At 74.0% G+C, this 24,374-nt stretch carries 27 protein-coding genes; 5 read left to right on the top strand and 22 right to left on the bottom strand.

Going from position 1 to position 24,374, the window contains the following annotated elements; all coding sequences use genetic code 11:
• Positions 1-100: 100 nt before the first annotated feature.
• Positions 101-1,741, bottom strand: coding sequence for a class I adenylate-forming enzyme family protein (locus ACTMTJ_RS21560; protein WP_441219281.1), 1,641 nt, complete (start codon positions 1,739-1,741; stop codon positions 101-103).
• A gap of 47 nt (positions 1,742-1,788) precedes the next feature.
• Between ACTMTJ_RS21560 and ACTMTJ_RS21555 the strand changes: the two genes are divergently transcribed.
• Together ACTMTJ_RS21555 and ACTMTJ_RS21550 are read left to right on the top strand one after the other, a co-directional pair.
• The gene (locus ACTMTJ_RS21555; protein WP_441219279.1) at positions 1,789-2,463 is read left to right on the top strand and encodes a thioesterase family protein; all 675 of its coding nucleotides are present in this window, start codon (positions 1,789-1,791) and stop codon (positions 2,461-2,463) included.
• A gap of 87 nt (positions 2,464-2,550) precedes the next feature.
• Positions 2,551-3,879 (top strand): FAD-binding oxidoreductase, encoded by a 1,329-nt coding sequence (locus tag ACTMTJ_RS21550; protein WP_441219277.1) that lies wholly within the window; start codon positions 2,551-2,553, stop codon positions 3,877-3,879.
• A 7-nt stretch (positions 3,880-3,886) separates the two neighbouring features.
• Here ACTMTJ_RS21550 and ACTMTJ_RS21545 read toward each other — a convergent pair whose 3' ends face one another.
• The 11 genes from ACTMTJ_RS21545 to ACTMTJ_RS21495 are packed head-to-tail and all read right to left on the bottom strand — an operon-like array spanning position 3,887 to position 12,644.
• On the bottom strand, positions 3,887-4,609 hold the full coding sequence (locus ACTMTJ_RS21545) for an SDR family NAD(P)-dependent oxidoreductase (RefSeq protein ID WP_441219275.1): 723 nt from the start codon (positions 4,607-4,609) through the stop codon (positions 3,887-3,889).
• Complete coding sequence (locus tag ACTMTJ_RS21540; RefSeq protein WP_441219273.1) at positions 4,606-5,448, bottom strand: enoyl-CoA hydratase; 843 nt, start codon at positions 5,446-5,448, stop codon at positions 4,606-4,608. The genes ACTMTJ_RS21545 and ACTMTJ_RS21540 overlap by 4 nt, the downstream gene beginning before the upstream one ends.
• On the bottom strand, positions 5,445-6,431 hold the full coding sequence (locus tag ACTMTJ_RS21535) for an acyl-CoA dehydrogenase family protein (protein WP_441219271.1): 987 nt from the start codon (positions 6,429-6,431) through the stop codon (positions 5,445-5,447). Before ACTMTJ_RS21535 ends, ACTMTJ_RS21540 begins: the two co-directional genes overlap by 4 nt.
• Before the next feature lie 14 nt (positions 6,432-6,445).
• Positions 6,446-7,582 carry an acyl-CoA dehydrogenase family protein gene (locus tag ACTMTJ_RS21530; protein WP_441219269.1) on the bottom strand — a complete coding sequence of 379 codons (1,137 nt, stop codon included), beginning with the start codon at positions 7,580-7,582 and terminating at the stop codon, positions 6,446-6,448.
• Positions 7,579-8,310, bottom strand: a complete 732-nt coding sequence (locus tag ACTMTJ_RS21525) for an enoyl-CoA hydratase family protein (protein WP_441219267.1) — start codon at positions 8,308-8,310, stop codon at positions 7,579-7,581. Before ACTMTJ_RS21525 ends, ACTMTJ_RS21530 begins: the two co-directional genes overlap by 4 nt.
• Complete coding sequence (locus ACTMTJ_RS21520) at positions 8,307-8,705, bottom strand: MaoC/PaaZ C-terminal domain-containing protein (protein ID WP_441219265.1); 399 nt, start codon at positions 8,703-8,705, stop codon at positions 8,307-8,309. Before ACTMTJ_RS21520 ends, ACTMTJ_RS21525 begins: the two co-directional genes overlap by 4 nt.
• The gene (locus tag ACTMTJ_RS21515) at positions 8,702-9,127 is read right to left on the bottom strand and encodes an FAS1-like dehydratase domain-containing protein (protein WP_441219263.1); all 426 of its coding nucleotides are present in this window, start codon (positions 9,125-9,127) and stop codon (positions 8,702-8,704) included. The genes ACTMTJ_RS21520 and ACTMTJ_RS21515 overlap by 4 nt, the downstream gene beginning before the upstream one ends.
• An 8-nt stretch (positions 9,128-9,135) precedes the next feature.
• Positions 9,136-9,903 carry an SDR family oxidoreductase gene (locus ACTMTJ_RS21510; protein ID WP_441219261.1) on the bottom strand — a complete coding sequence of 256 codons (768 nt, stop codon included), beginning with the start codon at positions 9,901-9,903 and terminating at the stop codon, positions 9,136-9,138.
• Entirely contained in the window at positions 9,900-10,967 is a 1,068-nt protein-coding gene (locus ACTMTJ_RS21505) for an NAD(P)H-dependent flavin oxidoreductase (RefSeq protein WP_441219259.1), read from the bottom strand. Before ACTMTJ_RS21505 ends, ACTMTJ_RS21510 begins: the two co-directional genes overlap by 4 nt.
• A gap of 52 nt (positions 10,968-11,019) precedes the next feature.
• Complete coding sequence (locus ACTMTJ_RS21500) at positions 11,020-11,775, bottom strand: CoA-transferase subunit beta (RefSeq protein ID WP_441219289.1); 756 nt, start codon at positions 11,773-11,775, stop codon at positions 11,020-11,022.
• A 5-nt stretch (positions 11,776-11,780) separates the two neighbouring features.
• Entirely contained in the window at positions 11,781-12,644 is an 864-nt protein-coding gene (locus ACTMTJ_RS21495; protein ID WP_441219257.1) for a CoA transferase subunit A, read from the bottom strand.
• A 160-nt stretch (positions 12,645-12,804) separates the two neighbouring features.
• On the opposite strand from ACTMTJ_RS21495, the gene ACTMTJ_RS21490 reads away from it, so the two are divergent.
• A complete protein-coding gene (locus ACTMTJ_RS21490; protein ID WP_441219255.1) occupies positions 12,805-13,398 on the top strand; it encodes a TetR/AcrR family transcriptional regulator in 594 nt (197 codons plus the stop codon).
• 84 nt (positions 13,399-13,482) lie between these two features.
• On the opposite strand, the gene ACTMTJ_RS21485 is transcribed toward ACTMTJ_RS21490, so the two are convergent.
• The 4 genes from ACTMTJ_RS21485 to ACTMTJ_RS21470 are packed head-to-tail and all read right to left on the bottom strand — an operon-like array spanning position 13,483 to position 17,863.
• Positions 13,483-14,334 (bottom strand): SDR family NAD(P)-dependent oxidoreductase, encoded by an 852-nt coding sequence (locus tag ACTMTJ_RS21485; RefSeq protein ID WP_441219253.1) that lies wholly within the window; start codon positions 14,332-14,334, stop codon positions 13,483-13,485.
• A complete protein-coding gene (locus ACTMTJ_RS21480; RefSeq protein WP_441219251.1) occupies positions 14,331-15,551 on the bottom strand; it encodes an acetyl-CoA C-acetyltransferase in 1,221 nt (406 codons plus the stop codon). The genes ACTMTJ_RS21485 and ACTMTJ_RS21480 overlap by 4 nt, the downstream gene beginning before the upstream one ends.
• Before the next feature lie 22 nt (positions 15,552-15,573).
• Positions 15,574-16,296 carry an SDR family NAD(P)-dependent oxidoreductase gene (locus tag ACTMTJ_RS21475; RefSeq protein WP_441219250.1) on the bottom strand — a complete coding sequence of 241 codons (723 nt, stop codon included), beginning with the start codon at positions 16,294-16,296 and terminating at the stop codon, positions 15,574-15,576.
• A 28-nt stretch (positions 16,297-16,324) separates the two neighbouring features.
• Complete coding sequence (locus ACTMTJ_RS21470) at positions 16,325-17,863, bottom strand: FadD3 family acyl-CoA ligase (RefSeq protein WP_441219248.1); 1,539 nt, start codon at positions 17,861-17,863, stop codon at positions 16,325-16,327.
• A 44-nt stretch (positions 17,864-17,907) separates the two neighbouring features.
• On the opposite strand from ACTMTJ_RS21470, the gene ACTMTJ_RS21465 reads away from it, so the two are divergent.
• Positions 17,908-19,065, top strand: a complete 1,158-nt coding sequence (locus tag ACTMTJ_RS21465; RefSeq protein ID WP_441219246.1) for an acetyl-CoA C-acetyltransferase — start codon at positions 17,908-17,910, stop codon at positions 19,063-19,065.
• On the top strand, positions 19,040-19,813 hold the full coding sequence (locus tag ACTMTJ_RS21460; RefSeq protein WP_441219245.1) for an SDR family oxidoreductase: 774 nt from the start codon (positions 19,040-19,042) through the stop codon (positions 19,811-19,813). Before ACTMTJ_RS21465 ends, ACTMTJ_RS21460 begins: the two co-directional genes overlap by 26 nt.
• A 1-nt stretch (position 19,814) precedes the next feature.
• On the opposite strand, the gene ACTMTJ_RS21455 is transcribed toward ACTMTJ_RS21460, so the two are convergent.
• The 6 genes from ACTMTJ_RS21455 to ACTMTJ_RS21430 all read right to left on the bottom strand — a co-directional run bounded on the left by ACTMTJ_RS21455 (position 19,815) and on the right by ACTMTJ_RS21430 (position 24,360).
• A complete protein-coding gene (locus tag ACTMTJ_RS21455) occupies positions 19,815-20,183 on the bottom strand; it encodes a hypothetical protein (RefSeq protein WP_441219244.1) in 369 nt (122 codons plus the stop codon).
• A complete protein-coding gene (locus tag ACTMTJ_RS21450; RefSeq protein ID WP_441219243.1) occupies positions 20,180-20,359 on the bottom strand; it encodes a hypothetical protein in 180 nt (59 codons plus the stop codon). Before ACTMTJ_RS21450 ends, ACTMTJ_RS21455 begins: the two co-directional genes overlap by 4 nt.
• A gap of 119 nt (positions 20,360-20,478) precedes the next feature.
• Positions 20,479-21,522 carry an acyl-CoA dehydrogenase family protein gene (locus ACTMTJ_RS21445; protein WP_441219241.1) on the bottom strand — a complete coding sequence of 348 codons (1,044 nt, stop codon included), beginning with the start codon at positions 21,520-21,522 and terminating at the stop codon, positions 20,479-20,481.
• Entirely contained in the window at positions 21,522-22,628 is a 1,107-nt protein-coding gene (locus ACTMTJ_RS21440) for an acyl-CoA dehydrogenase family protein (RefSeq protein ID WP_441219239.1), read from the bottom strand. The genes ACTMTJ_RS21445 and ACTMTJ_RS21440 overlap by 1 nt, the downstream gene beginning before the upstream one ends.
• Complete coding sequence (locus tag ACTMTJ_RS21435) at positions 22,628-23,509, bottom strand: SDR family oxidoreductase (protein ID WP_441219238.1); 882 nt, start codon at positions 23,507-23,509, stop codon at positions 22,628-22,630. The genes ACTMTJ_RS21440 and ACTMTJ_RS21435 overlap by 1 nt, the downstream gene beginning before the upstream one ends.
• A complete protein-coding gene (locus ACTMTJ_RS21430) occupies positions 23,506-24,360 on the bottom strand; it encodes an LLM class F420-dependent oxidoreductase (RefSeq protein WP_441219236.1) in 855 nt (284 codons plus the stop codon). Before ACTMTJ_RS21430 ends, ACTMTJ_RS21435 begins: the two co-directional genes overlap by 4 nt.
• Positions 24,361-24,374 lie beyond the last annotated feature (14 nt).

The following is a 24,374-nucleotide window of genomic DNA, read 5'->3' as shown; positions in this document are numbered from 1 at the left end:
CTACATGTGGTGCAGCGACATCACCATCACCTGACCGGTAACACCAACAGCCACAGCACCACCCCGGCCCAGGACACCCGGTGTCCTGGGCCGGAGCGTGTCACGCGGCGAGGCGCCTGCGCAGCTCGGCCTTGGCGACCTTGCCGCCGGAGGCCCGGGGCAGCTCCGCGACGAGCTCCACCCGCTCCGGCCAGTTTTCGGGTGAGACGCCGCGGGCCCTCAGGTGCTCGCGCAGACCCTCCAGGTCCACAGTGGCCCCCGGCCGGGGCACGATCACCGCGCAGACCCGCTCCCCGTACGTCGCGTCCGGCACCGCCACCGCGGCCACCATCGCCACGCCCGGGTGGGTGCCCACCTGGTCCTCCACCGCGGCGGCGCTGATGTTCTTGCCGCCGCGGATGATGAAGTCGCCGGTGCGGCCCACCACGCGCAGGTAGCCGTCGCCGTCGATCGTGCACACGTCGCCGGTCAGCATCCAGCCGTCCGGCGTGATCAGCTCCTCGTTGGCGGCCGGGTCGCCGAAGTAGCCGAGGCAGGTGGTGGGCCCGGCGCACGCGGCCTGGCCCGGCCCGCCGGCGGCGGTGACGTCGGTGCCGTCCTCGGCGAGCAGCCGCACCCGCATCAGGCCGTCCACCACCCGACCCGCGGTGCCGAGGCGCCGCTCCACCGTGTCGTCGACGGTGGTGCGGGACACGGCACCGGTCTCGTTCGAGCCGTAGAACTGGAGGACCCGCGCCCCGGTGCGGCGCTCGAACTCGGCCGCCCGCGCGTACGGGACCGCCTCGCCACCGGTGAACATGCAGCGCAGCGAGGACAGGTCGTAGCGGCCGGCGTCGGCGGAGTTGAGCATCATGATGAACTGAGTGCTCACACAGCACACCACGGTCGCCCGCTCGCGTTCGATCAGCTCCAGCGCGCCGGCCGCGTCGAAGCGCGGCATCACCACGGTCGGGCAGCCCAGCAACGTCGGGGTGAAGCTGGCCGTCCACTGCGCGAAGCCGTACGGCGCGGGGATCAGGCTCAGAAACACGTCGTCCGGCGTGAACGCGCCGGCCTCGACCGCGAGCTCGTGGAAGTAGATCCAGCGGGCTTGGTTGTGTGCCACGCACTTCGGCATGCCGGTGGTACCCGATGTGCCGTTGAGGAGATGGACCTCAGCGACGCCGAGCGGGCGGGCGGACGCCAGCGCCCGGCGGGCCTCGGCCAGCGGCGGAAGGGTCGCGCCGTCGAGCTCCACGCGTACCGCGAGCGGCAGCCCGTCGACCAGCTCGGCGACCGGCGTGTCCCGGTGGGTGGCGTGGCTGACCAGCGCGGTGGCGCCGCTGACCGTGAGCAGGTGGCGGATCTCCTGGCGGGCCGCCCGGGGGCCGATGCCGACGACCACCACGCCGGCCTTCTGCGCGGCCACGTACACCGCGTGCACCGCGACGCCGTCCGGCAGCAGCACGCCGACCCGGTCACCCCGGCGCAGCCCCCGCTCCAGCAGCGCGGCGGCGAGGCGGTCGGAGAGCTCGTCGTACTCGCGCCAGGTGATCCGCCGCGAGCCGGCGACGAACGCGGCCCGGTCCGGGATGGCGGTGGCGTGCCGGCGCACCCGCTGCGCGATCGTCTCGTCGCCGTGCCCGCCCAGCGCGCCGGCGGCCAGCTCGGCGAGCCGCTCGGCGACGAAGCGCTCATGCGCGCTGCCGGGCACGGGCCCGGTGCCCGGCGGGAAGAGCGCCGCGACCTCCTCGTTTCGCATGCGCCTCAGCCTACCTAACAAGCGCTTGGTTGTGGCAAGCTGGCCGGGTGGACATCTGGCAGGCCCCCGTCGGCCAGCACACCGACCTCGGCCCGCTCGCCGGCCCGCCGCCCGGGCTCCACCTGGCCGCCCGCGTACTGGACATGGTGGCCTCCGCCGTGCCCGCCGGCACCCTCCTGGAGCAGGTCGTCTGGCACGGGCCGGACGCCACACCGGGCACCGGCCGGCTGCGCGCCACGCTCCGCGCCCGGGCCGGCGCGGTCGGCACGCTCCGGCTCGACCTCGTCGACGGCGACCGGACCACCTGGCTCGCCGACCTGCGCTGCCGCCTGCGCCCGGCCCAGGTCGGCCCGGCCGACGGCATGCTCTCCGCCGCGCTGGCGCCCGGCGACGAGACGCGGCGGGAGTTCACCGTCGAAGCGGGGATGACCACCGACCACGTGGCCGGGCGCGACCCGGTCCTGGCCACGCCGGCGCTGGTCGCGATGCTCGAGGACACCGCCGCGGACCTGTTGCGGCCGCTTTTCACGCCCGGCGCCGCCTCGGTCGGCACCTGGATCGGCGTGCGGCACACCGGCGCGGCGGTGCTCGGCGAGCGGGTCACCGTGCACGCGACCGTCGCCGCCGCCCGCGGCCGCCGCGTCACGTTCGACGTGCGTGCCAGCGCCGGCGACCGTCCGGTCGGCGACGGCCAGGTCGCACAGACCCTCATCTGGGCCTGAGACGCACGTCACACTCCGTAGCTCTTACATCTTGCCCGGCTGTTTCGTCACGCCTTTGTACAGATTCCGAGACGGGGAAGGAACACCATGAGCACGACGATCGACAGCTTCGGCGGCGACATCATCACACCGGGTGCGGCGGAGTACGAATCAGCGAGCCGCTCGGTGCTGGTCGCGGGTAGCCCGGCCTACGTGCTGCGACCCAAGAGCGTCGGGGACGTGCGGGCGGCGGTCAGGTTCGCCGCCGGCACGGGGCTTCCGTTGTCGGTACGCGGCGGCGGCCACGCCTTCCCCGGCTTCGGCACCAACGACGGCGGCGTGGTCATCGACCTCGGCAAGCTCGCCACCGTGGAAATCCTCGGCGGCGACCGCCACCTCGTGCGGATCGGCGGCGGCGCCACCTGGGGCGAGGTCGCCGCCGCCCTGGCACCGCACGACCTGGCGATCTCCTCCGGCGACACCCGGAGCGTCGGCGTCGGCGGGCTGACGCTGAGCGGCGGCATCGGCTGGAAGGTCAGGAAGTACGGCCTGGCGCTGGACCAGCTCGTCGCCGTGGAGGTGGTCACCGCCGACGGCGACGTCGTGCGCGCGACCACCGAGGAACACCCCGACCTCTTCTGGGCGATCCGCGGCGGCGGCGGCAACTTCGGGATCGTGACCGCGTTCGACTTCGCGGCACACCCGACGACCGGTGTCCACTTCGGAAAGATCGCCTTCCCGGCGGCGGAGGCGGCGACCGTGCTCCAAGGCTGGGCGGACTACCTCCGCACCGCCCCCGAGGAGCTCACCTCCGTCGTGGAGCTCGCCAACCCGTTCGCCGGCGGCCCCACGGCACCGGTCGAGGTCGCCGTCGCCTTCGACGGCGACGACCCCACCCTCGCCGCGGCCGCGATCGACCCGATCCGCCGGCTCGGCACGGTCATCCACGACGACGTGGCGCTGAAGCCGTACCCGGACATCCTCGTGGACGGCCTGACCCCGCCGCCCGGCATCCAGCTGGTGACCCGCAGCGGCTTCGCCGACCGCGAATCGGTGCCCACGGTCCTGCGGATCCTCACCGAGGTCGCGGCGGCCGAACGCACGCCGTTCATCGCCATCCGCAGCGTCGGAGGTGCGGTGTCCCGCGTCCCCGCCGACGCCACCGCCTACGCACACCGCCAGGCGGAGCTGATGTTCGTGACCACCATCGTCGGCCCGACCCCGGTGGTCGAGGCCGCCCGGCCGGGGCTGGCGGCGATCTGGGCGCGGCTCACCCCGCACGCCAGCGGCGCCTACGCCAACTTCCTCGCGTCCGCCACGGAAGAGGACGTGGCCGCGGTCTACCCGGCGGAGACCTACGGCCGGCTGGCGAAGGCCAAGGCCCAGTACGACCCCGGCAACCTCTTCTCCCGCAACCACAACGTCCGTCCACAGTAGAGGCCAGTCAGGCGCTGGCGGCGCCGTCGATCTGGAGGACGGTGCCGGTGGCGAAGCGGGCCTCGGACGAGCCGAGGTAGGCGATGGCGGCGGCGATCTCCTCGGCCCGCGCCACCGGCGGGTCCACCAGCGCCCGGCCGTGAGCCAGCAGTGCCGGGTCCGGGTCGGGCACCGGCGCCAGCCCGCGTTTGAGTGGAGTGTCCACAGAGCCCGGACAGACGCACGCGACCCGGACGCCCGCCGGGGCGTACTCGACGGCCAGGGCCCGGGAGAGCGCGACGACGCCGCCCTTCGACGCGGAGTACGCCGCGCTGTAGCGGAAGCCGCGCACCCCGGCGAGGGAGGCCACGGTCACCCCCGCACCGCGGTGGTGGGCCAGGTGGGGCAGCGCCTCGCGGAGCACGAGAAACGTGCCGGTGAGGTTGACCGCGAGCAGGCGGTGCCACTCGTCGAGGGTTTGCGTGTGGGCGCGGGCGTACGAGGCCACGCCGGCGGCGGTCACGACCAGGTCGAGGCGGCCGCCCCAGTCGACCGTGCGGGCGACCGCCGCCTGGACCGCCTCCTCGTCCCGCACGTCGGCTCGCAGGTCCAGGTCGGCGCCGGGCGCGGGGGTCAGGTCCAGCGCGGCGACGCGGGCGCCTTCGGCCGACAGGCGGGCCACCGTGGCGGCGCCGATGCCGGACGCGGCGCCGGTCACCAGTGCCACGAGTCCGGTGTACCGGCCGGTCACGACGGGCTGCCGGCGTCCCGCATCGAGCGGGCGTCGTGCCCCGCCAGCGCGTCGGCGCCGACCTCGGCGTTGTGCGCGTGGGCGACGTGGTGCAGCCCGAAGGCGGAGTCCATGCCGGCGTGCAGGCCCATGAGGTCTTCGGCCTGGTTGACCGCGCGCTTCGTGAGTGCGAGCCCGAGCCTGGGCATCTTCGCGATCCGGCCGGCTATGTCCATCGTGGACCGCTCCAGGTCGGCGCGCGGGACCACCCGGTTTACCATGCCGAGCTCCAGCGCGCGGGCGGCCGGCACCCGCTCGCCGAGGAACAGGAACTCCTTGGCGAACCTGGGGCCCATCACCCACGGGTGGGCGAAGTACTCGACGCCGGGGATGCCCATGCGGACCACCGGATCGGCGAAGAACGCGTCCTCGGCGGCGACCACCATGTCGCAGCACCAGGCGAGCATGAGGCCGCCGGCGACGCAGGCGCCCTGCACCATCGCCACGGTGGGCTTGGGGATCTCCCGCCAGCGCCGGCACATGCCGAGGTAAACCTCGGACTCGCGGGCGTACCGGCTCTCCGCCCCGGACTTGCCGACGTGGTCCCACCACAGGCCGGCACGGCGCGGGTAGGAGACGTGGACGTCGCGTTCCGGCGTGCCGATGTCGTGGCCGGCGGAGAAGTGGTCGCCGGCCCCGCCGAGCACGATCACCTTCACGCCGTCGTCCTCGACCGCCCGGTAGAACGCGTCGTCCAGGGCGTACGTCATCGCCGAGTTTTGCGCGTTGCGGTAGCGGGGGCGGTTCATCGTCACCACCGCCACCGGCCCGTCGACCCGGTACAGCACCTCGTCACTCATGAAGCCCCCTTCAATCCGAGCACGCCGGCCAGCTTCTCCAGGTGGCCGTCCACATCGGAGCCGGCGGTGAGCGCCCACACCCGCTTCGCGTACAGGTGCAGGTCGTACTCGACGGTGTAGCCGATCCCGCCGTGGCACTGGATCGCGGTGCGCGCGGTCGTCTGGGCCGCCTCGGTGGCCAGGACCGCGGCCGCGGCGACGTCCGCCGCGCGGGTCGGTGCCGCCTGCGCCAGCGCCCAGCCGGCCGCCAGCACGGCCGGTGCGGCGAACTCGATCCGCAGCAGCGCGTCGGCCAGGTGGTGCTTGACCGCCTGGAAGCTGCCGACCGGAACGCCGAACTGGCGGCGTTCGCGGACGTACGCCACGGTCATCTCCAACAGCGCCCGGGACAGCCCCACCAGCTGCGCCGCCAGGCACAGGTCGGCCCGCCAGCGGGCTGCCCGCAGCAGCCCCGGGTCGCGGGTCACCGGCTCGCCGGTGGGCGCGGGCGACCGCACCGCCGCCCGTGCACCGTCCACAGTGGTCACCGGTGGCGCACCGGCCAGTGGCACCAGCCAGGCCGCGCCGCCGTCGAGCACGAGCGCCTGCTCCGCCCGCTGGCCGTACGGGGTGAACGGGCCGGCCGCGAGCGCCACCCGGGTCTGGCCGGCGAGTACCGCGGGCAGCAGCGGATGGCCGGCCGCGGCGAGCAGCGGGGCGACGACCGCGGCGGTCTCGGCGACCGGCAGCGGCACCGCGGCCCGGCCGCACTCCTCCAGCAGCGGCACGAGGTCGGTCTCCCGAAGGCCAAGCCCGCCGTGCTCGTCGGGCACCGCGGCGCCCAGTACGCCCATCGCGGTCAGGTCGCGCCAGAGCGCCTCCACCGGTGCCGGATCGCCGCCGGGCCAGGCCGCCCGTACCGTGGCGGCCGGGCAGCGCTCGGCGAGCAGCTCCCGGACCGCGTCCCGGAGCGCGACCTGGTCTTCGGTGAGCGCGAACCGCATGTCGATCCCCCGTTTCAGGCTCGGGGCAGGCCGAGCACCCGCTCGGCGACGATGTTTCGCTGGATCTCGTTGGTACCGGCGTAGATGGGGCCGGAAAGGGAGAACATGAAGCCGCGGCTCCACATGCCGTCCCGTTCGGCTTCCGCGCCGAGCAGGTCCAGCGCGGTCTGGTGCAGCTCGATGTCGAGCTCCGACCAGTGCAGCTTGTTGAGGCTCGACCGGGCACCCGGCCGCCGGCCTTCCAGCATCTCGGTGACCTGGTGGAGCGTGAAGAGCTGGTAGGCCCGCGCCCCCAGCCAGGCGCGCACGACGCGTTCGCGCAGGCGCGGGGCGAGCGCGTGGTCGCGGGCCAGCGCGGTGAGCCGGTCGGCGGCGGCGGTGAACCGGCCCGGCGAGCGCAGCGTCAGGCCGCGCTCGGAGCCGGTGGTGGCCATCGCCACCCGCCATCCATCGTGGACACCGCCGAGGACCGCCCTGTCGGGCACGAAGACGTCGTCGAAGAACACCTCGGCGAAGCCCTCGTCGCCGTCCAGCCGGCCGAAGCCGCGCACCGTCACGCCCTCGGCGTCGAGCGGGACGAGGAAGTAGGTCAGGCCCCGGTGCCGGCCGGCGGACGGGTCGGACCGGAACAGTCCAAACAGGTGGGTGCAGAACGCGCCGCGCGTGGTCCACGTCTTCTGCCCGGACAGCCGCCACCCGCCGGCGGTCCGCTCGGCCCGGCTGGCGATGCCGGCCAGGTCGCTGCCGGCGCCGGGCTCGGACCAGCCCTGGCACCACAGGTCTTCGGCCGCCGCGATGCGCGGCAGCAACGTGTCCCGCTGCTCCTGGGAGCCGAACTCGAACAGGGTGGGTGCCAGCAGGAAGATGCCGTTCTGGGTGACCCGCTGCGGCGCGCCGGCCGCGTAGTACTCCTCCTCGAAGATGAGCCACTGCCACAGCGAGGCGTCCCGCCCGCCGTACTCCCTGGGCCAGGAGACCGCCGCCCAGCCGGCCTCGTACAGTCGCCGCTCCCACTCGACGTGGCGGGCGAAGCCGTCGCGGGTGTCGCCGGAGGGCAGCGGGGTCGCCGGCACGTTGGCCCGCAGCCACTGCCGGGCCTCGGCCCGAAAGTCCGCCTCCGCCGCGGTGTCGCGCAGGTCCACACCCGTCATGGCTCACCGAACGTGTCGCGGACCTTGTCGGCCACACCGGAAAGGTTCAGCTCGAACGTGAAGCCCTGCTCGTACCGGTAGCTGCGGCGCACGTCCCACGGGTCGATGCCGTTGAGCGACTCCTTCGCCGCCCGGATCACCGCCGGGTCCTTGGCGGCAATCTCGCGCGCCACGCCGAGCGCGGTGTCGCGCAGCTGCTCGCGTGGCACCACCGACAGTACGGAGCCGTAGGCGTGCAGCTCCGCGGCGGTGGCCGTAGCCGAGGTGTACATCATCGCCCGCATCCGGTGCTGCGGCACGAGCCGGGACAGGTGGGTGGCCGCGCCGAGCGCGCCGCGGTCCACCTCGGGCAGGCCGAAGGTGGCGTCCTCGCTGGCCACGATGATGTCCGCGTTGCCGACCAGGCCGATGCCGCCGCCGAGGCAGAAGCCGTGCACCGCGGCGACCACCGGCACCGGGCACTCGTACACCGCGGCGAACGCGGCGGCGCAGCCCCGGTTGACGCCGACGAGCGCGGAGAAGTCGCGGGCCGCCTTCAGCTCCTTGATGTCGACGCCGGCGTTGAAGCCGCGGCCCTCGGCGCGCAGCACCACCGCCCGGACGGTGCCGTCCACACCGGACAGTGCCTCGGCGAGCGCGTACCAGCCGGCCACCGGCAGGGCGTTCACCGGTGGGTTGTCCATCACGACCTCGACCACGCCGTCCGGGCCGGCCACCGTCTCGATCACGCGTTGTCCCCTTCCACCGCGAAGGTCGCCCAGCCGCGTACCGCCAGCGCGCCGGCCTGGGTGCGGCAGGCGAGCTCCAGGTCCACACGCGGCTCCCCGTCCGTGTCGTACTCGCGCACCACGTGCCCGTCGCAGGTGAGCGTGTCGCCCGGGAAGACGCGCGCCTCGAAGCGCACCCGGAACCGGCGTACCGCGTCCGCGCCCAGCCAGTCGGTGGCCCAGGTGGCCAGCGCCCCGGCGGAGAGCATGCCGAGCGTGAGCGGTGCGGGCAGTCCGGCGGCGCGGGCGAACGGCTCGTCGTGGTGGATCGGGTTGAAGTCGCCGGACGCGCCCTGGTACCGCACCAGGTCGGTGCGGGTCAGCGGGCCGAGTACCAGCGGCGGGGGCGGTGTCACGAGGTCTCCACCCCGGTCAGCCGGGCCTCGGCGACGAGCCGTCCACTGTGGTCACGAAACTCGGTGACCATGACCGCGAACGTCAGCGTGCCGCTGCGTCCCCGCTTCTGGTAGACGTCGACGATCCGCGAGGTGCCGGTCAGCACGTCGCCGGCGCGCGGCGGCGGGCCGTGGAAGACGTACTCCTGCTCGGCGTGCAGCCCGCGGCTCTGGTCCATGGCCACCGCCCGCCACGGGTCGGCGTCGCCCTCCTGCCAGAACGCCGCGGTGGTCAGGAACGTGGGCGGCGCGACCGGTGCTGGCTCGTCCAGGTACGCGGGGTTCGTCGAGCCGGTGGCGCGGGCGAACTCGCGGATCTTTCCGCGTTCGACCGGCATGGTGAACGGCGTGCCGGTGGCGCCGAGCGCCGCGCTGTCGACCATCACTCCCCCTACGGATGCTGGCTGCTGACGGAGATGACCTCGCCGACCAGGTACGAGGCGTAGTCGCTGGCCAGGAAGACGATCACGTTGGCCACCTCCCACGGCTCGGCGGCGCGGCCGAACGCCTCCCGCCCGGTCAGCTCGGTGAGGAACTCCTCGGTCGTCACCTTGGCCAGGTGCGGGTGCATGGCGAGGCTGGGCGCGACCGCGTTGACCCGCACTCCCGCCTTCGCCGCCTCCATCGCGGCGGACCGGGTCAGCGCCATCACGCCCGCTTTCGCGGCGGCGTAGTGCGCCTGGCCCGCCTGCGCCCGCCAGCCGACCACGGAGGCGTTGTTGACGATGGCGCCGGTGCCGCGCGGCATCATGTGCCGCAGCGCCGCGCGGGTGCACCGGAACGTGCCGGTGAGCGTGACGTCCAGGACGCTGTGCCACTGCTCGTCGGTCATTTCCACGACCGGCGCGGCGCCGCCCAGCCCGGCGTTGTTGACCAGCACGTCGAGGTGCCCGTGCCGCTCCAGCACGGTGTCGAACATCCGCCGCACCTGCTCCTCGACGGTCACGTCGCAGGGCACCGCGACAGGTTCCTCGCCCATGGCCTCGGCGAGCCGGGCCGCGGCCTCGGCCAGCCGCCGCTCGTGCCGGTCGCTGATCGCCACGGTCGCGCCTTCGCGTGCGCAGCGTTCGGCGGTCGCGTACCCGATGCCGGTGCCGGCCGCGGCGGTGACCAGCACGGTGCGGCCGGCGAGCAGCCCGTGGCCGGTCGGCGCGGTCACCGTTCCTCCCGGGTGGCGAGGCGGTCGAGCACGGCCGCGGCCTCGGCCATGATCCGGTCGATCAGCTCGGCGCAGCTGGGCAGGTCGTCGATCAGCCCGGCGACCTGTCCGGTGGCCATCACGCCGGCCTCCGGGCGTCCGTCCACCATGGACGCCTTGAGCAGCATCGGGGTATTGGCGGCCAGCAGCGCCTGCTCGACGGTGAGCCCGTGCGAACGCCGCATCGCCCGGCCCTCGCGGGCCAGGTCGGTCAGGCGGGCCCCGGTGAGGCGGCGGAACGCCAGCACGCTGCCCGCCGCACGCGCCAGGCGCCGGGCCCGGCCGCCGCGGCCCAACCGATCCACGAAGTCCGAGCGCAGCACCCGCTGCGGCACGCCGTCGAGCGCGGCGGTGACCACGGTGTCGGTGACGGTCGCGTCGAGGTAGCGGCGCTTGACCGCGTCGCTGACCGGGCTGTCGCTGGTGAGCAGAAACCGGGTGCCCATCGCGATCCCGTCGGCGCCGTACGCCAGGGCGGCCACCAGCCCGCGCCCGTCGAAGAAGCCGCCGGCCGCGATAACCGGGATGTCGACCGCGTCCACGACCTGTGGCAGCAGCAGCGTGGTGGGAACCGGTCCGGTGTGGCCGCCGCCCTCGGCGCCCTGCACGACGACCGCGTCCGCGCCCCACGCGGCGACCTTCTCGGCGTGCCGGCGGGCGCCGACCGACGGCACGACGACAAGCCCGCCGTCCTTGAGCCGGGCGATCAGGTCCGGCTTGGGCGCGAGCGCGAACGAGGCCACCCGGACCCGCTCGCGGATCAGCAGGTCGACGCGCTCGCCGATATCGGGCGCGTCCGCCCGCAGGTTGACCCCGAACGGCGCGTCCGTGCGCTCCTTGGTGCGCCGGATCGCGTCGGCCAGCTCGGCGAAGCTCAGCGTGGCGCTGGCGAGGATCCCGAGCCCGCCGGCGTTGGCCGTGGCGGCGGTCAGCCGCGCGTCGGAGACGAACCCCATGCCGGTCTGCACGATCGGGTGGCGCACCCCGAAGAGATCGCAGATCCGGGTGTGCGGGCGCACGGTCACCCCGGGCCCCGGCGGAAACGTGGAGCGAAGCGGAGCGTTTTCGTTGGGTGGTTCATCCGGGCACCTCGCGGTCGCGGGCCTGCCGCGGGTCGATCACCTCACGGATCAGCCGCAGCTCCGCGTCGGTGGGCAGCCGGGTGGCCGGCACATCGTCCGCCGCCGCGATGTCGAACCCGGTCGCCGCCCGCACCTGCTCGACGGTAACGCCGGGATGGGTGGAGATCAGCCGCATCCGGCGATCCGGTGTGTCGAAGTCGAACACGCCGAGGTTGCTGACCACCCGGCGGACCTCGTGGTAGCGGGTGACCTCCGGACCGGCGGCGGCCGCCCGGTCGTACCCGACGCCGCTGACCATGTCGACCTCGGCGACGAACGAGCGCGGGCTGTGCCTGGGCACCCAGTAACTGGTCGGGTGGTGCACGGTGTTGCCGGGCGCGCCGCGCACCCCGAGCAGCTGGACGGTGGGTCGGGCGAAGTCGCCGATGGCGGAGATGTTCGCGTTGCCGTACCGGTCGATCTGGCTCGGTCCCATCATCACGTGCCGGCGGCCGCCGTAAATCAGGTCGAACACCGCCCGGTAAGGGATCCACCCTTCGACCACCGGCGGCGGCGCGCCGATCGCCCAGGTGCCCTGCACGAGCATCGCCTCGCCGTCGGAGAGCAGCAGGTCCGGCGCGAACGTGGCCCGGGCCAGCCGGGCCGCGATGGTCGGTACGAGCCCGATCGGGCTGGCCAGGATCTCCCCGTCTCCGCGCCACGCCTCGGCGCAGGCCACCACGCACACCTCCGCGCGGGTGGCCGCCGCCACCGCGGTCATGCCGGCACCGCCGCGCTACGGGCCGCCACGGCCGCCTGGTAGGCCCGCTCGTCGCCGGCCAGGTAGCGGTCCTCGAACGCGCGCCACAGCCCGGGGTCGGCGGCCGCCGCGGCGTACTCGCGCTGGAAGTCCTCGTCCCGCCCGTAGTCCGGGTCGCAGGAGGTGAAGTGGGCGCCGTTGGGCGCCTCCACCACGCCGCGCACCATCCAGCGCTGGATCCGCAGCGTCTGCACCGAGGCGGCGGCGGTCAGCTCGGGCGTGGGGACGACCCGCTCGCACGAGACGTAGGCGCGGTCGGCCGCCTGGCAGAACAGGTCGTCGAAGTACGGGTCCGGGCCGAGGAACTGCGCGTTGCCGTGCATGTCGGCCCGGTTGAGGTGCACCAGCGCGGCGTCCAGGCGCAGCGCCGGCACGGCGACAAGCTCCTCACCGCCGTACGGCGAGGCGACCGTGCGCAGGTCGGGGTTGACCCGCAGCACGTCCGAGCCGAGCCCGACCCGGGTGGGCAGGAACGGCAGCCGGCAGGCGGCGGCGTACAGCCCCCACAGCAGCATGCCCTCGTCGTACTCGGTCACCTCGACGGCGCCGGCCTGCCGGGCGGCCCGGAAGTGCGGCTCGAGCGGGATGGAGTCCAGCGACACGAAGCCGTACACGAGCCGGCGGACCTTGCCCGCGGCCAGCAGCAGGCCGACGTCCGGACCGCCGTACCCGACGACGGTCAGGTCGCGCAGATCGGAGCGGAGGATCGCCCGCACCAGGGACATCGGCTTACGCCGCGACCCCCACCCGCCGATGCCGATCGTCATGCCGGAGCGCAGCTCCGCCACCACGTCGGCCTCGGTCATCCGCTTGTCAGCCATGTCACCTTCCGATCACGTCGCGGCCAACATACCAAGCGCTTGATTGGTTACGCTACACTGGTCGGCGAGCGGACCAAGAGGAACGCTGAGTGGTCGATCGCGCACCGGTAAACTCCCGGAAGCCATCGACCCATCCCGACGAATCCCTGCGAGCGAGCCCATGGCCCGAGAGCCCGTCGATCGACGCGAGTCAATCCTCGCCAGCGCCGCCGCACTCTTCGCCACCAAAGGCGTCGCGGCCACCACCGTGCGGCAGATCGCGGACGAGGTCGGCATCCTCTCCGGCAGCCTGTACCACCATTTCGAGTCCAAAGAGGCCATGGTCGACGAGATCATCTCGTCGTTCCTGGAGGACCTGCGAGCGCGGTACAAGGCGGTGCTCGACGTACAGACCGACCCGCGCGCCCGGCTGCACGACCTGGTCGTCGCCTCGCTGGAGGTGGTCGAGGCACACCCGCACGCCACCGAGATCTACCAGAACGACGTCAACTACCTCCTCCAGTTCGACCGCTTCGCCTACCTGCGCAACGCCGGCAAGGAGGTGCAGACCACCTGGCTCCAGGTGATCGAGTCCGGTGTGGCACAGGGCGTGTTCCGCGCCGACCTCGACGCGAAGATCCTCTACCGCCTGATCCGCGACGCGGTGTGGCTGTCGGTCCGCTGGTTCAAGCCCAGCAAGGAGTACCCCACCTCCCGCCTCGCCGAAGACTGCACCGCCCTCTTCCTCGACGGCCTCACCACGGCCCGGGCCTAGAGAGCTTTCTACAAGCAGATTTGCCCCCGTCCGTCTCAGCTGTGGACCGTATGCTCCCGCGGGCACCGCTCCCGGCCGGCGGCTCTAGGGTCTCCGGAGGCCGATCGGTTGGAGGTGGGCGGCGAGGTGGTCGGTGAACACCGCGGCCACCGCCGCGACCGACGGCTCGGGTAGCTCCACGGCCGGCGGTCGCAGACCTGGGTGAGCCATGATGGACAGTTCGGCCCCGTCGACGCGGACCACCTGGCCGGTGATCCCGGCGGCCGCCTCGGAGAGCAGGTACACCACCGCCGGGGCGTTGTCCTCCGGCGGCTTGCCGATGTTTTGGCCGCGGGCCCGGTCGCCGAGGTACTCCTCGTAGGCCTCGGCCATCCGGGTGTGCGCGTTCGGTGAGACGGCGTTGACCCGCACCGGGGTGCCGGCCAGGTCGGCGGCCCAGCAGTAGGTGAGCGACGCGACGCCGCCCTTGCTCGCGCCGTACGCGCCCACCGCGGGATAGCCGGCGTGCGAGCCCGACGTGACGTTGACGACGGAGCCGCCGCCCGGCTGCTCGTGCATCGCGCGGATGGCGTGCAGCCCGCAGTACGCGGTGCCGAGCAGGTTGACCTCGACCACCGCCCGGAACTCTTCCGGGTCCTGGCTGAGCGGATCGGCGAGGCGGAAGATGCCGGCGTTGTTGACCAGACCGTCGATCGCGCCGAACGCCTCCCGGCACCGTGCCACGAGCGCACCCGCACCGTCCCATGTGGAGATGTCGGAGAGGTCGGCGATCGCGCGGCCGCCGATGCCCGTGGCCACCTCGCGGGCGGCGGCACCGTCCACGTCGTTCACCACGACGTGTGCGCCCTCGGCGGCGGCCAGCCGGGCGTAGGCGGCGCCGAGCCCACGCCCGGCGCCGGTGACCACCACCGCCTTGCCGGCCAGGTATCCGCTCATGAGAGTCGCTCCACCACCATGGCCATGCCCTGCCCGCCGGCGGTGCACATGGTCTCCAGGCCGAACTGCTTGTCCCGAAACCGGAGCCCGTTGACAAGTGTCGTGGTGATCCGCGCGCCGGTCATGCCGAACGGGTGCCCGACCGCGATCGCTCCACCGTGGACGTTCACCCGCTCGATGTCGGCGCCCATCTGCCGCACCGACGGCAGCACCTGGGCGGCGAACGCCTCGTTGATCTCGATGAGGTCGATGTCGCCGATCGACATGCCGGCGTTGGCGAGGGCCCGCCGCGTCGCCTCGACCGGTCCCAAGCCCATGATTTCCGGGCTGAGCGCGGACACGCCGGTGGACACGATGCGGGCCAGCGGGGTCAGCCCGAGCTCGCGCGCCCGTACGTCGCTGAGCACGACAAGCGCGGCCGCGCCGTCGTTGAGCGGGCAGCAGTTGCCGGCCGTGACCGTGCCGTCCGGCCGGAACACCGGGTCGAGCGCGCCGACCCGCTCCAGCGTCACGCCGGCCCGGGGGCAGTCGTCGAGCTCGACCACCGTGCCGTCCGGCTTGGTGACGGGGGTGATGTCGGTGGCCCAGAAGCCGTCCGCGAGCGCCTTCTCGGCCAGGTTCTGACTGCGCACCGCGAACTCGTCCTGCTCGCGCCGGCTGACCCCGCACAGCTGGGCGACGTTCTCCGCGGTCTGCCCCATCGCGATGTACACGTCCGGCTCGGCCCCGGCGGCCCGCGGGTCCGTCCACAGCGGAGCACCGGCCTCCGCCCGCCCGGCGGTGCGGGCCTCCGCCTCGGCGTACCGCGGGTTGTGCGTGCCGGGCGAGCCGTCGGACTTGCCCCGGTCGTAGCGGGACACCACCTCCACGCCGGCGGAGACGAACGCGTGCCCCTCCCCCGCCTTGACGGCGTGGAAGGCCATCCGGGTGGTTTGCAGCGACGAGGCGCAGTAGCGGGCGACGGTGGTGCCCGGCACGCCGTCCAGCCCGATCCGCAGCGCGACCATCCGGGCCAGGTTGTACCCCTGCTCGCCGGCCGGCTGGGCGCAGCCGACCATGACGTCGTCGAGGGTGGCCGGGTCCAGCTCGGGCACCTGGGCGAGCGCGGCCGAGACCATGGCTGCGCCGAGCTCGTCGGCCCGCACGTCGGTCAGCGAGCCCTTGCGTGCCCGCCCGATCGGCGAACGCGCGGCCGCCACGATGACTGCTTCGGCCATGAAGACTCCTGTCTACTGTGCTCTACTGAGCGATCAGCCAGCCGCCGTCGACCGGCAGCAGGACTCCGTTGACGTACGCGGCGAGCGGCGAGAGCAGGAACAGCACCGCGCCGGCCACCTCCTCCGGGGCGCCGGGGCGGCGCTGCGGGTTGCGCCCGATCACCGCGCGCCCCAGGTCCGTCTCGGCGAACCCGGCCATCCGCGGTGTGGCGATCAGGCCGGGCGCGACGGCGTTGGCGCGGACCGCCGGGGCGCGGGTCAGCGCCAGGTGGCGGGTGTAGCCGGCGATGGCCGCCTTGCCCGCGCAGTACCAGTCGGAGGCGGTGCCGAAGTGGTTGCCGGCGACCGAGGCGACGTTGACCACCGCCGCGCCGCTGGGTGGGCCGGTGGCCAGCCACTCCTGCGTGACCAGCCGGACACTGCCCACGGTCAGCTCGAGGGCCCGCGCGAACGCCAGGTCTCCGCTGCTCGCCGGCCCCGCGTTGTTGACCAGGTACCGGGCCGGTCCGCTGGCCGCCAGCGCGGCTCGCACCGCGGCGGGGTCGCTGACGTCCGCGGTGACGGCGACCGCGGAACCGCCGGCCGCCTCGATGCCGGCCACGGTGTCGGCCACCGCCGCGGCGGCGATGTCCCACGCGGCGACCCGCAGCCCGGCCGTGGCGGCCAGGACGGCGATGGCGCGGCCGATGCCGCTGCCCGCCCCGGTCACCACGACCGTCTGCCCGGCCGCGAACCCCAGATCCACCCACCCAACCTAACAAGCGCTTGGTTAGTTAGGAAGACTCGCGGAGCGCGGCCTTCATCACCTTGCCGCTCGCGTTGCGTGGCAGCGCCGCCACGAGCACGACGGACCGGGGCACCTTGTAGTTGGCGAGGTTCGCCCGGCAGTACTCGATCAGCTCGGCGGCGAGGTCGCCGGCGGCGCCCGGCCGGGGCACCACGAACGCCCGGCCCACCTCGCCGAGCCGCTCGTCCGGCACGCCGATCACGGCCGCCTCGGCCACCCCCGGATGCCGGACCACGACCTGCTCGATCTCCGCCGGGTAGGCGTTGAAGCCGCCGACGATGAACATGTCCTTGAGCCGGTCGGTGATGCGCAGATAGCCACGCTCGTCGAGCACCCCGATGTCGCCGGTGCGCAGCCAGCCGTCCGGGTCCACGGCCGCCGCGGTCGCCGGCTCGTCCTCGAAGTAGCCGCGGGTCACGTTGTACCCGCGGATCTGCACCTCGCCCGGCTGCCCCGGCCCCTGGGGCACGCCGTTCGCGCCGACCACCCGCACCTCGACGCCCGGCACCGGTCCACCGCTGGTGGCGGCGACGGTGGCCGGGTCGTCGTCCGGCCGGCACATGGTCGCGGTGCCGCACGACTCGGTCAGGCCGTACGCGGTCACCACCGTGCGCAGCCCCAACTCGGCGTGGAGCCGCTCGACCATGACGACCGGCACGGTGGTCGCGCCGGTCACCGCCACCCGCAGGCTGGACAGGTCGAAACGCGCCCGCTCGGGGTGGTCCAGGATGGACGTGTACAGCGTCGGTGGGCCGGGCAGCACGGTGATCCGTTCCCGCTCGATCAGGCTCATCGTCGCGGCCACGTCGAAGACCGGCAGCGGCGCGACGGTGGCGCCGCGCAGCAGGCAGGCGACCACCCCCGCCTTCCAACCGAAGGTGTGGAAGAACGGGTTGACCAGTGCCTGGCGGTCGCCCGCACGCAGTGTCGCCCGCTCGCTCCAGGCCACGTACAGCCGGGTGGTCTGCCCGTGCCCCAGCATCGCGCCCTTCGGGTGTCCGGTGGTGCCGGAGGTGAAGAAGATGTCGCATACGTCGTCGGGCGTCACCGCGGCCGCGCACTCGCGGGCCGCGCGAACGTCCTGTGTGGACCCCCGGCCGACGAACGCGTCCCAGTCCGCGAAGTCGACGACCTCACCGCCGCGCTCGGCAGCCATCGACCGGTACGGGATGCCGAGAAAGCCGTCCTGCGTGAACAGCAGCTTCGCCCTCGTGCGGTCGAGGATGTAGCCGGCCTCGGGGCCCTTGTACCGCGTGTTGAGCGGGACCAGCACCGCGCCGGCGCCGGCCACGCCGAGCGCCGCGACAAGCCAGCGCCAGCTGTTCGGCGCCCAGATCGCCACCCGGTCGCCGGCGCGCACACCCGAGGCGACCAGCGCCGCCGCGGCGCGCTCGACCTCGACCGCGAGGCGCTCGAACGTGACGCGCGTGTCGCCGTCCACCACGGCCTCCCGGTCCGGGTGGGCCTCGGCGGCCGCGCGGACGAGTGCCGGCAGCGTCCGGGCCGCCGTGGGGTCGACCGCCATGCCGGCACCTTACCAAACGAGCGCTTGGTCGGTAAACTGGCGCCGTGACGCAGGCAGAGGCATACCTGGTGGAGGCCGTCCGCACGCCCGTCGGGCGGCGCGGCGGCGGGCTGGCCGGCGCGCATCCGGCCGACCTCGGCGCGCACGTGCTGCGGGCGCTCGTCGACCGGGCCGGGGTCGACCCGGCCGCCGTCGACGACGTCATCTTCGGCTGCGTGGACACGATCGGGCCGCAGGCCGGCAACATCGCCCGGACCTCCTGGCTTGCCGCCGGCCTGCCCGAGGAGGTGCCCGGCGTCACCGTCGACCGCCAGTGCGGCTCCTCCCAGCAGGCCTTGCACTTCGCGGCACAGGCGGTGCTGTCCGGCACCGCCGACCTCGTGGTCGCCGGCGGCGTGCAGAACATGAGCGCCGTCCCGATCTCCGCGGCCATGACCGCCGGGCAGCCGCTCGGCTTTCCCGACCCGTTCTCCGGCTCCGCCGGCTGGCAGCGGCGCTACGGCGACCAGGAGATCTCCCAGTTTCGGGCGGCCGAGCTGATCGCCGCCAAGTGGGGCCTGGACCGCGCGGAGATGGAACGGTTCGCGCTGCGCAGCCACCAGCGCGCGGCCACCGCCATCGACGCCGGGCTGTTCACCCGGGAGATCGTCCCGTTCGGCACGGTCGACATCGACGGGTGCCCCCGCCGGGACACCTCCCTGGAGCGCATGGCCGGGCTGCCGCCGCTGACCGACGGCGGCCGGATCACCGCCGCACTCGCCAGCCAGATCGCCGACGGCGCCGCCGCGCTGCTTGTCGCCTCACCGGCCGCGGTCGCCACGCACGGCCTGCGCCCGCGCGCCCGCGTCCACCACCTGAGCGTGCGCGCCGCCGACCCGGTCTACATGCTCACCGGCCCGATCCCGGCCACCGCCCACGCCCTGCGCCGCGCCGGCCTCACCGCCGACGACATCGACCTCGTGGAGATCAACGAGGCGTTCGCACCAGTGGTACTCGCCTGGCAGCACGAGACCGGCTTCGACCCCGAGCGGGTCAACGTCAACGGCGGCGCGATCGCCCTCGGCCACCCGCTCGGCGCCACCGGCGCGCGACTGATGACCTCGCTGCTGCACGAACTCGAACGCACCGGCGGGCGATACGGTCTCCAGACCATGTGTGAGGGCGGGGGCACCGCGAATGTCACCATCATCGAACGGCTCTGAGGTAGATCTCTCCGGCCGCGCCGCGCTGGTCACCGGCGGCACCCGCGGCATCGGACGGGCGATCGCGGCACGGCTGCGGGCGGCCGGCGCCCAGGTCCTCGTCTGCGGCCGGTCGGCGCCGACCGACCTCCCCGAAGGCGTGGCGTTTCACGCCGCGGACGTCCGCGACCCCGCGCAGGCCGCCGGTCTCGTCGACGAGGCGGTCCGCCTATTCGGCCGGCTCGACCTGGCCGTCAACAACGCCGGCGGCTCCCCCGTCGCGCCCGCCGCCACCGCCTCCCCCAACCTCGCCACCGCCGTCGTCCGGCTCAACCTGCTGGCGCCGTTCTTCGTGGCACAGGCGGCCAACGCGGTGATGCGGGGCCAGGACGGTGGCGGCCACATCATCAACATCGGCAGCGTCTCCGCACTGCGCCCCGCGCCCGGCACCGCCGTGTACGCCGCCGCGAAGGCCGGCCTCGGCGTGCTCACCCAGGCCCTGGCCGCCGAGTGGGCCCCCGCGGTCCGGGTCAACTGCCTGACCGCCGGCCTGGTACGCACCGAGGAAACCGCCGAACACTACGGCGACGAACACGCCCTGGACGCGGTCGCGGCGACGGTGCCGCTGGGCCGGATGGCCACTCCCGACGACATCGCCGGCGCCTGCCTGCTGCTGTGCTCCCCGCTGGCCGCCTACGTGACCGGCGCCAACCTCCTCGTCGACGGCGGCGGCCAACACCCCGCCTGGGTGAGCGCCGCGGCCCGCTGAATCAGACGACGAGTAGGAAGACCCGCAGCCCCTTGTACATCCCCGGCTCCGTCGTCACGACTGCGGCGCGCGACGCGTCAGCCTCATGCACCGCATGGCGGACCGCGAGGTCGCCCGGCCAGCCGCCGATCTCGATCGCGGTGTGCTCAGCCAACGGCAGGGACCGGACGCCACCGGTGAGGAGGATCGGCTCCCAGCCTGGTGTCCCATGCTGGACCACGGCCTCGGCATCGGCTATCGCCGTGGTCGGCATCAGCAGGTTTACCCTGCCACGCTCGGCGAGGTCGAGCAGTCGGTCGAGCGCGGGATGCCCGTTGAAGAGGGCGATGATCGCGGACGAATCCAGGACCCGCGGCGGCCGGTGCCTCACGCCGACCGGCGCGGCCCGTACCGCCGCTCGATCTCCGCGTCGACCTCGTCCTGCCGGCGCTCGAAGTCTCGCAGCCGCTCCCCGGACAGCGGCTCCGGTCTAGGGCGTCCCAGGGCGGCGGCGAGCCGCTGCGACGCGGTCATTGGCGCCTGTGGGTGTCCCGAGCTGTCCGGCATGCTTGCCAGGCTACGACACGAACCATCGACCAGGTGCGGTCAAATCGCTCGGGATCGTCATTGCTATACACCAGCAGAGCGTTTGGCTCTGGCGTCTTGGCGCGATGCCACGATATCGGCTATATCCCGGCGCGGGCGGCGACGACGCGGCGGAGGGCGACCGGGTCGCCGGCGAAAGTGAGGTTCGTCGTCGCGCGGCGGAAGTACAGGTGGGCGTCGTGTTCCCAGGTGAAGCCGATGCCGCCGAGCAGCTGGATGCCCTCCGCGGTCACCCGGTACGCGGCCTCGGTCGCGACGAGCTTGGCCAGCGGGGCCACCACGGGAAACTCGGCGGTGCCCGCGGCGCGCAGTGCGTACCAGGCCGACGAGGTGGCCGCCTCCAGCGCGACGAACATGTCCGCGACCCGGTGTCGCAGCGCCTGGAAGGTGGCCAGCGGGGCGCCGAACTGCTCGCGCACGCGCAGGTGTTCGACCGTCAGGTCGAGGCTGGCGCGCGCCACGCCGATGGACTCGACGGCGAGCGCGGCCCACAACATGTCCAACGCCTGGGCGGCCGGCGCGGCGACGCGCGTGGCGGGGGTGGCTTCCAGGGCCACGCGCGCCTGCCGCCGGGTCAGGTCGAGGGTGTCCTGCGGTGTGCGGCGGCAGTCGCGGGCGTCCACCGCGAACAGGGCCGGCTCGCCGTCGTGGCGGGCGGCCACCAACAGCACGTCGGCGGCCTCGCCGTCCAGGACGTGTTCCTTGACGCCGTCCAGCCGGTAGCCGTCGCCGTCCGGCGTGGCGGTGCAGGAAAGTGCGTCCAAGGTCCAGCCGGCGGCCGGTTCGGCGATCGCCACCGTGGCGGCGGCGCCCTTGGCGATCAGTGCGGCCGTGCGGGGGTCGGCTACGGCGGACGCGACCACTGTGGACAGGGCCGGCACCGGGGCGAGTGCGCGGCCGGCCTCCTCGACGACCACGCCGGCCTCCACCGGGCTCGCGCCGGCGCCGCCGTGCTCCTCGGGCACCAGCAGCGCCGTCACGCCGAGCTCAGTGGCCAACCTGGTCCACAGTGGAGCGTCGAAGCCGTCGGCGGCGCGTACCCGGTCGGACGTCGCGTCGCGGCGCAGCAGGTCGCGGACCGCCTCGCGGAGCGCGGCCTGTTCCGGGGTGAAGGCGAAGTCCATCAAGGCCTCCGCGAGACGCGGCCGAGCAGGTGGTCGGCGATGATGTTGCGCTGGATCTCGTTCGAGCCGCCGTAGATGGTGTCCGCGCGGGTGAAGAGGAAGAGCTGCTGGGCGTCCGGGCCGCCGGCCGCCAAGGCCAGCTCGCCGAGGCGTTGGTGCCAGGGCGCCCAGAGCAGCTTCGCCACCGACGGATCGGCGGCCGAGGGCGCGTCGAGCGTCCGCAGCGCGTGGTGGCGCAGCACCTGGAGCCCGATCCAGGCGTCGACGAGCCGGTCGCGGTGCACCGGGTCGTCGTATAAGCCGCTGGCGCGGGCGGCGGCGAGCACCGCGTCCAGCTCGCGGGCGAAGCCGACCTGCTGGCCGAGCGTCGCGACCCCGCGTTCGAAGGCGAGCGTGCCGGTCGCGACCCGCCAGCCGTCGCCGGGCGCGCCGACGATGTTGGCCGCCTCGGTGTAGGCGCCGTCGAAGTAGACCTCGTTGAACTCGGAGGTGCCGGTGATCTGGGTGATCGGGCGGACCGTGACGCCGGGCTGGTCCATCGGCACCAGCAGGTACGACAGGCCGTGGTGCTTCGGTGCGGCCGGGTCGGTGCGGGCCAGCACGAAGCACCAGTCGGCGATGTGCGCCAGCGACGTCCAGACCTTCTGCCCGGTGATCCGCCATCCGTCGCCGTCGCGGACCGCGCGGGTCCGCACCGCGGCCAGGTCGGAGCCGGCGCCGGGCTCGGAGTAGCCCTGGCACCACAGCTCGGTGGCGGCGGCGATCGGCGGCAGGAAACGCTCGCGCTGCTCGGCGGTGCCGTAGGCGATGAGCGTGGGGGCCAGCAGGTACTCGCCGATGTGGCTCAACCGTCCCGGCCCGCCGGCGTGGGCGTACTCCTCGAAGAAGGCGACCTGGCGGGCCACGTCGGCGCCGGCACCGTAGGGCTCGGGCCACCCCAGGCCGATCCACCCGGCCGCGCCGAGCTCGCGTTCCCACTCCATCCGCAGCGGCACGTTCTCGTGTTCGCGGCCGGGCCCGCCGGTGCCGGCCAGGTCGGCGTACCGGCCGGTCAGATGGGCGGCGAGCCAGTCGCGCACCTCGCCCCGAAAGCGGTCGTGGGACATCAGCGCGCTCCGTACACCGGCTCGGGTGGCGGGGCCTTGGCCAGCAGGTCACGGACGGCCGGGCCGAGCGCGGCCGGCTCCCAGCGGGCGCCCGCGTCGACGGCCTCGCCGTGCCGCCAGCCGTCCCACACACTCACCGCGCCGCCGGCGACCTCGAAGATCCGGCCGGACACGTCGCCGGCGTCGTCGCTGCCCAGCCACACGACCAGCGGCGAGACGTTTTCCGGTGCCATCGCGTCGAACCCGCTGACCGGTGTGCGCATCGCGTCGGCGAAGACGGCGGCGGTCATCGCGGTCCGGGCGGACGGCGCGATCGCGTTCACGGTGATCCCGTAGCGGCCCAGCTCGGCGGCGGCGACCTGGGTGAGCGCGGTGACACCGGCCTTGGCGGCGGCGTAGTTGGCCTGGCCGGCGCTGCCGAGCAAGCCGGCGCCGGAGCTTGTGTTGACCACGCGAGCGGCGACCGGGCGGCCGGCCTTGGCCTCGTCCCGCCAGTACGCGGCGGCGTGCCGCAGCGGCGCGAAGTGTCCCTTGAGGTCGACCCGCAGCACCTCGTCCCACTCCGCCTCGGTGAGGTTGACGAGCATCCGGTCCCGCACCAGGCCGGCGTTGTTGACCAGCGTGTCCAGCCGGCCGAACGCCTCCACCGCCGTGCCGACGAGCCGCTCGGCGTAGCCCCAGTCGGCGACGTCGCCCACGCTGGCGACGGCCGTGCCGCCGGCCGCCTGGATCTCGGCGGCCACGGTGGCCGCGGCCGCGCCGACGTCGTTGACCACGACGCTCGCACCGGCCGCCGCGAACGCCAGCGCGTGTGCCCGGCCGAGCCCTTGCCCGGCGCCGGTCACCACGACCGCCCGGCCCGCGCAGATCCGCTCCGTCACTGTCCCAGCACCTCCCGCCGGTACCTGTCTACTGTGGACGCGTCCGCGATCGGCGCCCGCATCACCACCCGGGTCACGCCGAGCTCGGCCAGCGCCTCCACTCCCCCGCGGCGGGACGGCGCCCGCGCGGTCACCTCGACCTCGGCCGGATCCCGGCCGGCGGCCCGGCACTCCTCGGCCAGCCGGCGCAGCAGGTCCGCCATGCCGGCCAGGTCCACCCCGAGCGGGTAGAAGCCGTCGCCGTAACGGGCGGCCCGACGTACCGCGGCGGGGCTGTGTCCACCCACGACGATCGGCACGCCGCCGGGGCGGACCGGCTTCGGCTCGCAGTGCACGGCGTCGAAGCGCACGTACTCGCCGGCGAAGCTGGCCGGCGATTCGGTCCACAGTGTCCGGAGGGCGGCCAGGTATTCGTCGGCCCGCGCGCCGCGCCGCTCGTACGGCACGCCGAGCGCCTCGTACTCCTCGCGCAGCCAGCCGACGCCGACGCCGGCGAGCAACCGGCCGCCGCTCAGGGCGTCGAGTGTGGACAGCCGCTTCGCCAGGTGGACGGGATGGTGCTCGGGCAGGATCAGCATCGCCGTGCCGAGCAGCACCCGGCTGGTGTGCGCGGCGGCGAACGTGAGCCAGTGCAACGGGTCGGGCACGTCGGTGCCGGGCAGCAGGCTCATCCGGCCGCTCGGGTCGTACGGGTAGGCCGAGTCGTACCGGTCCGGCACGACCACGTGCTCGACGGCCCAGACGGACTCGGCGCCCGCCTCCTCCACCGCCCGGACGAAGCCGGCCACGGCGGCCGGGTCGGCGCCGGCCCGCCCTTCCAGGACCGGCATGACGCCCAGCTTCAACCCCATGAGCCGGTAGGCTA

Origin of the sequence: Phytohabitans sp. LJ34, from assembly GCF_052068095.1 — a bacterium.
Classification (GTDB): domain Bacteria; phylum Actinomycetota; class Actinomycetes; order Mycobacteriales; family Micromonosporaceae; genus Phytohabitans.
This window is presented reverse-complemented; position numbering and strand designations above follow the sequence as displayed.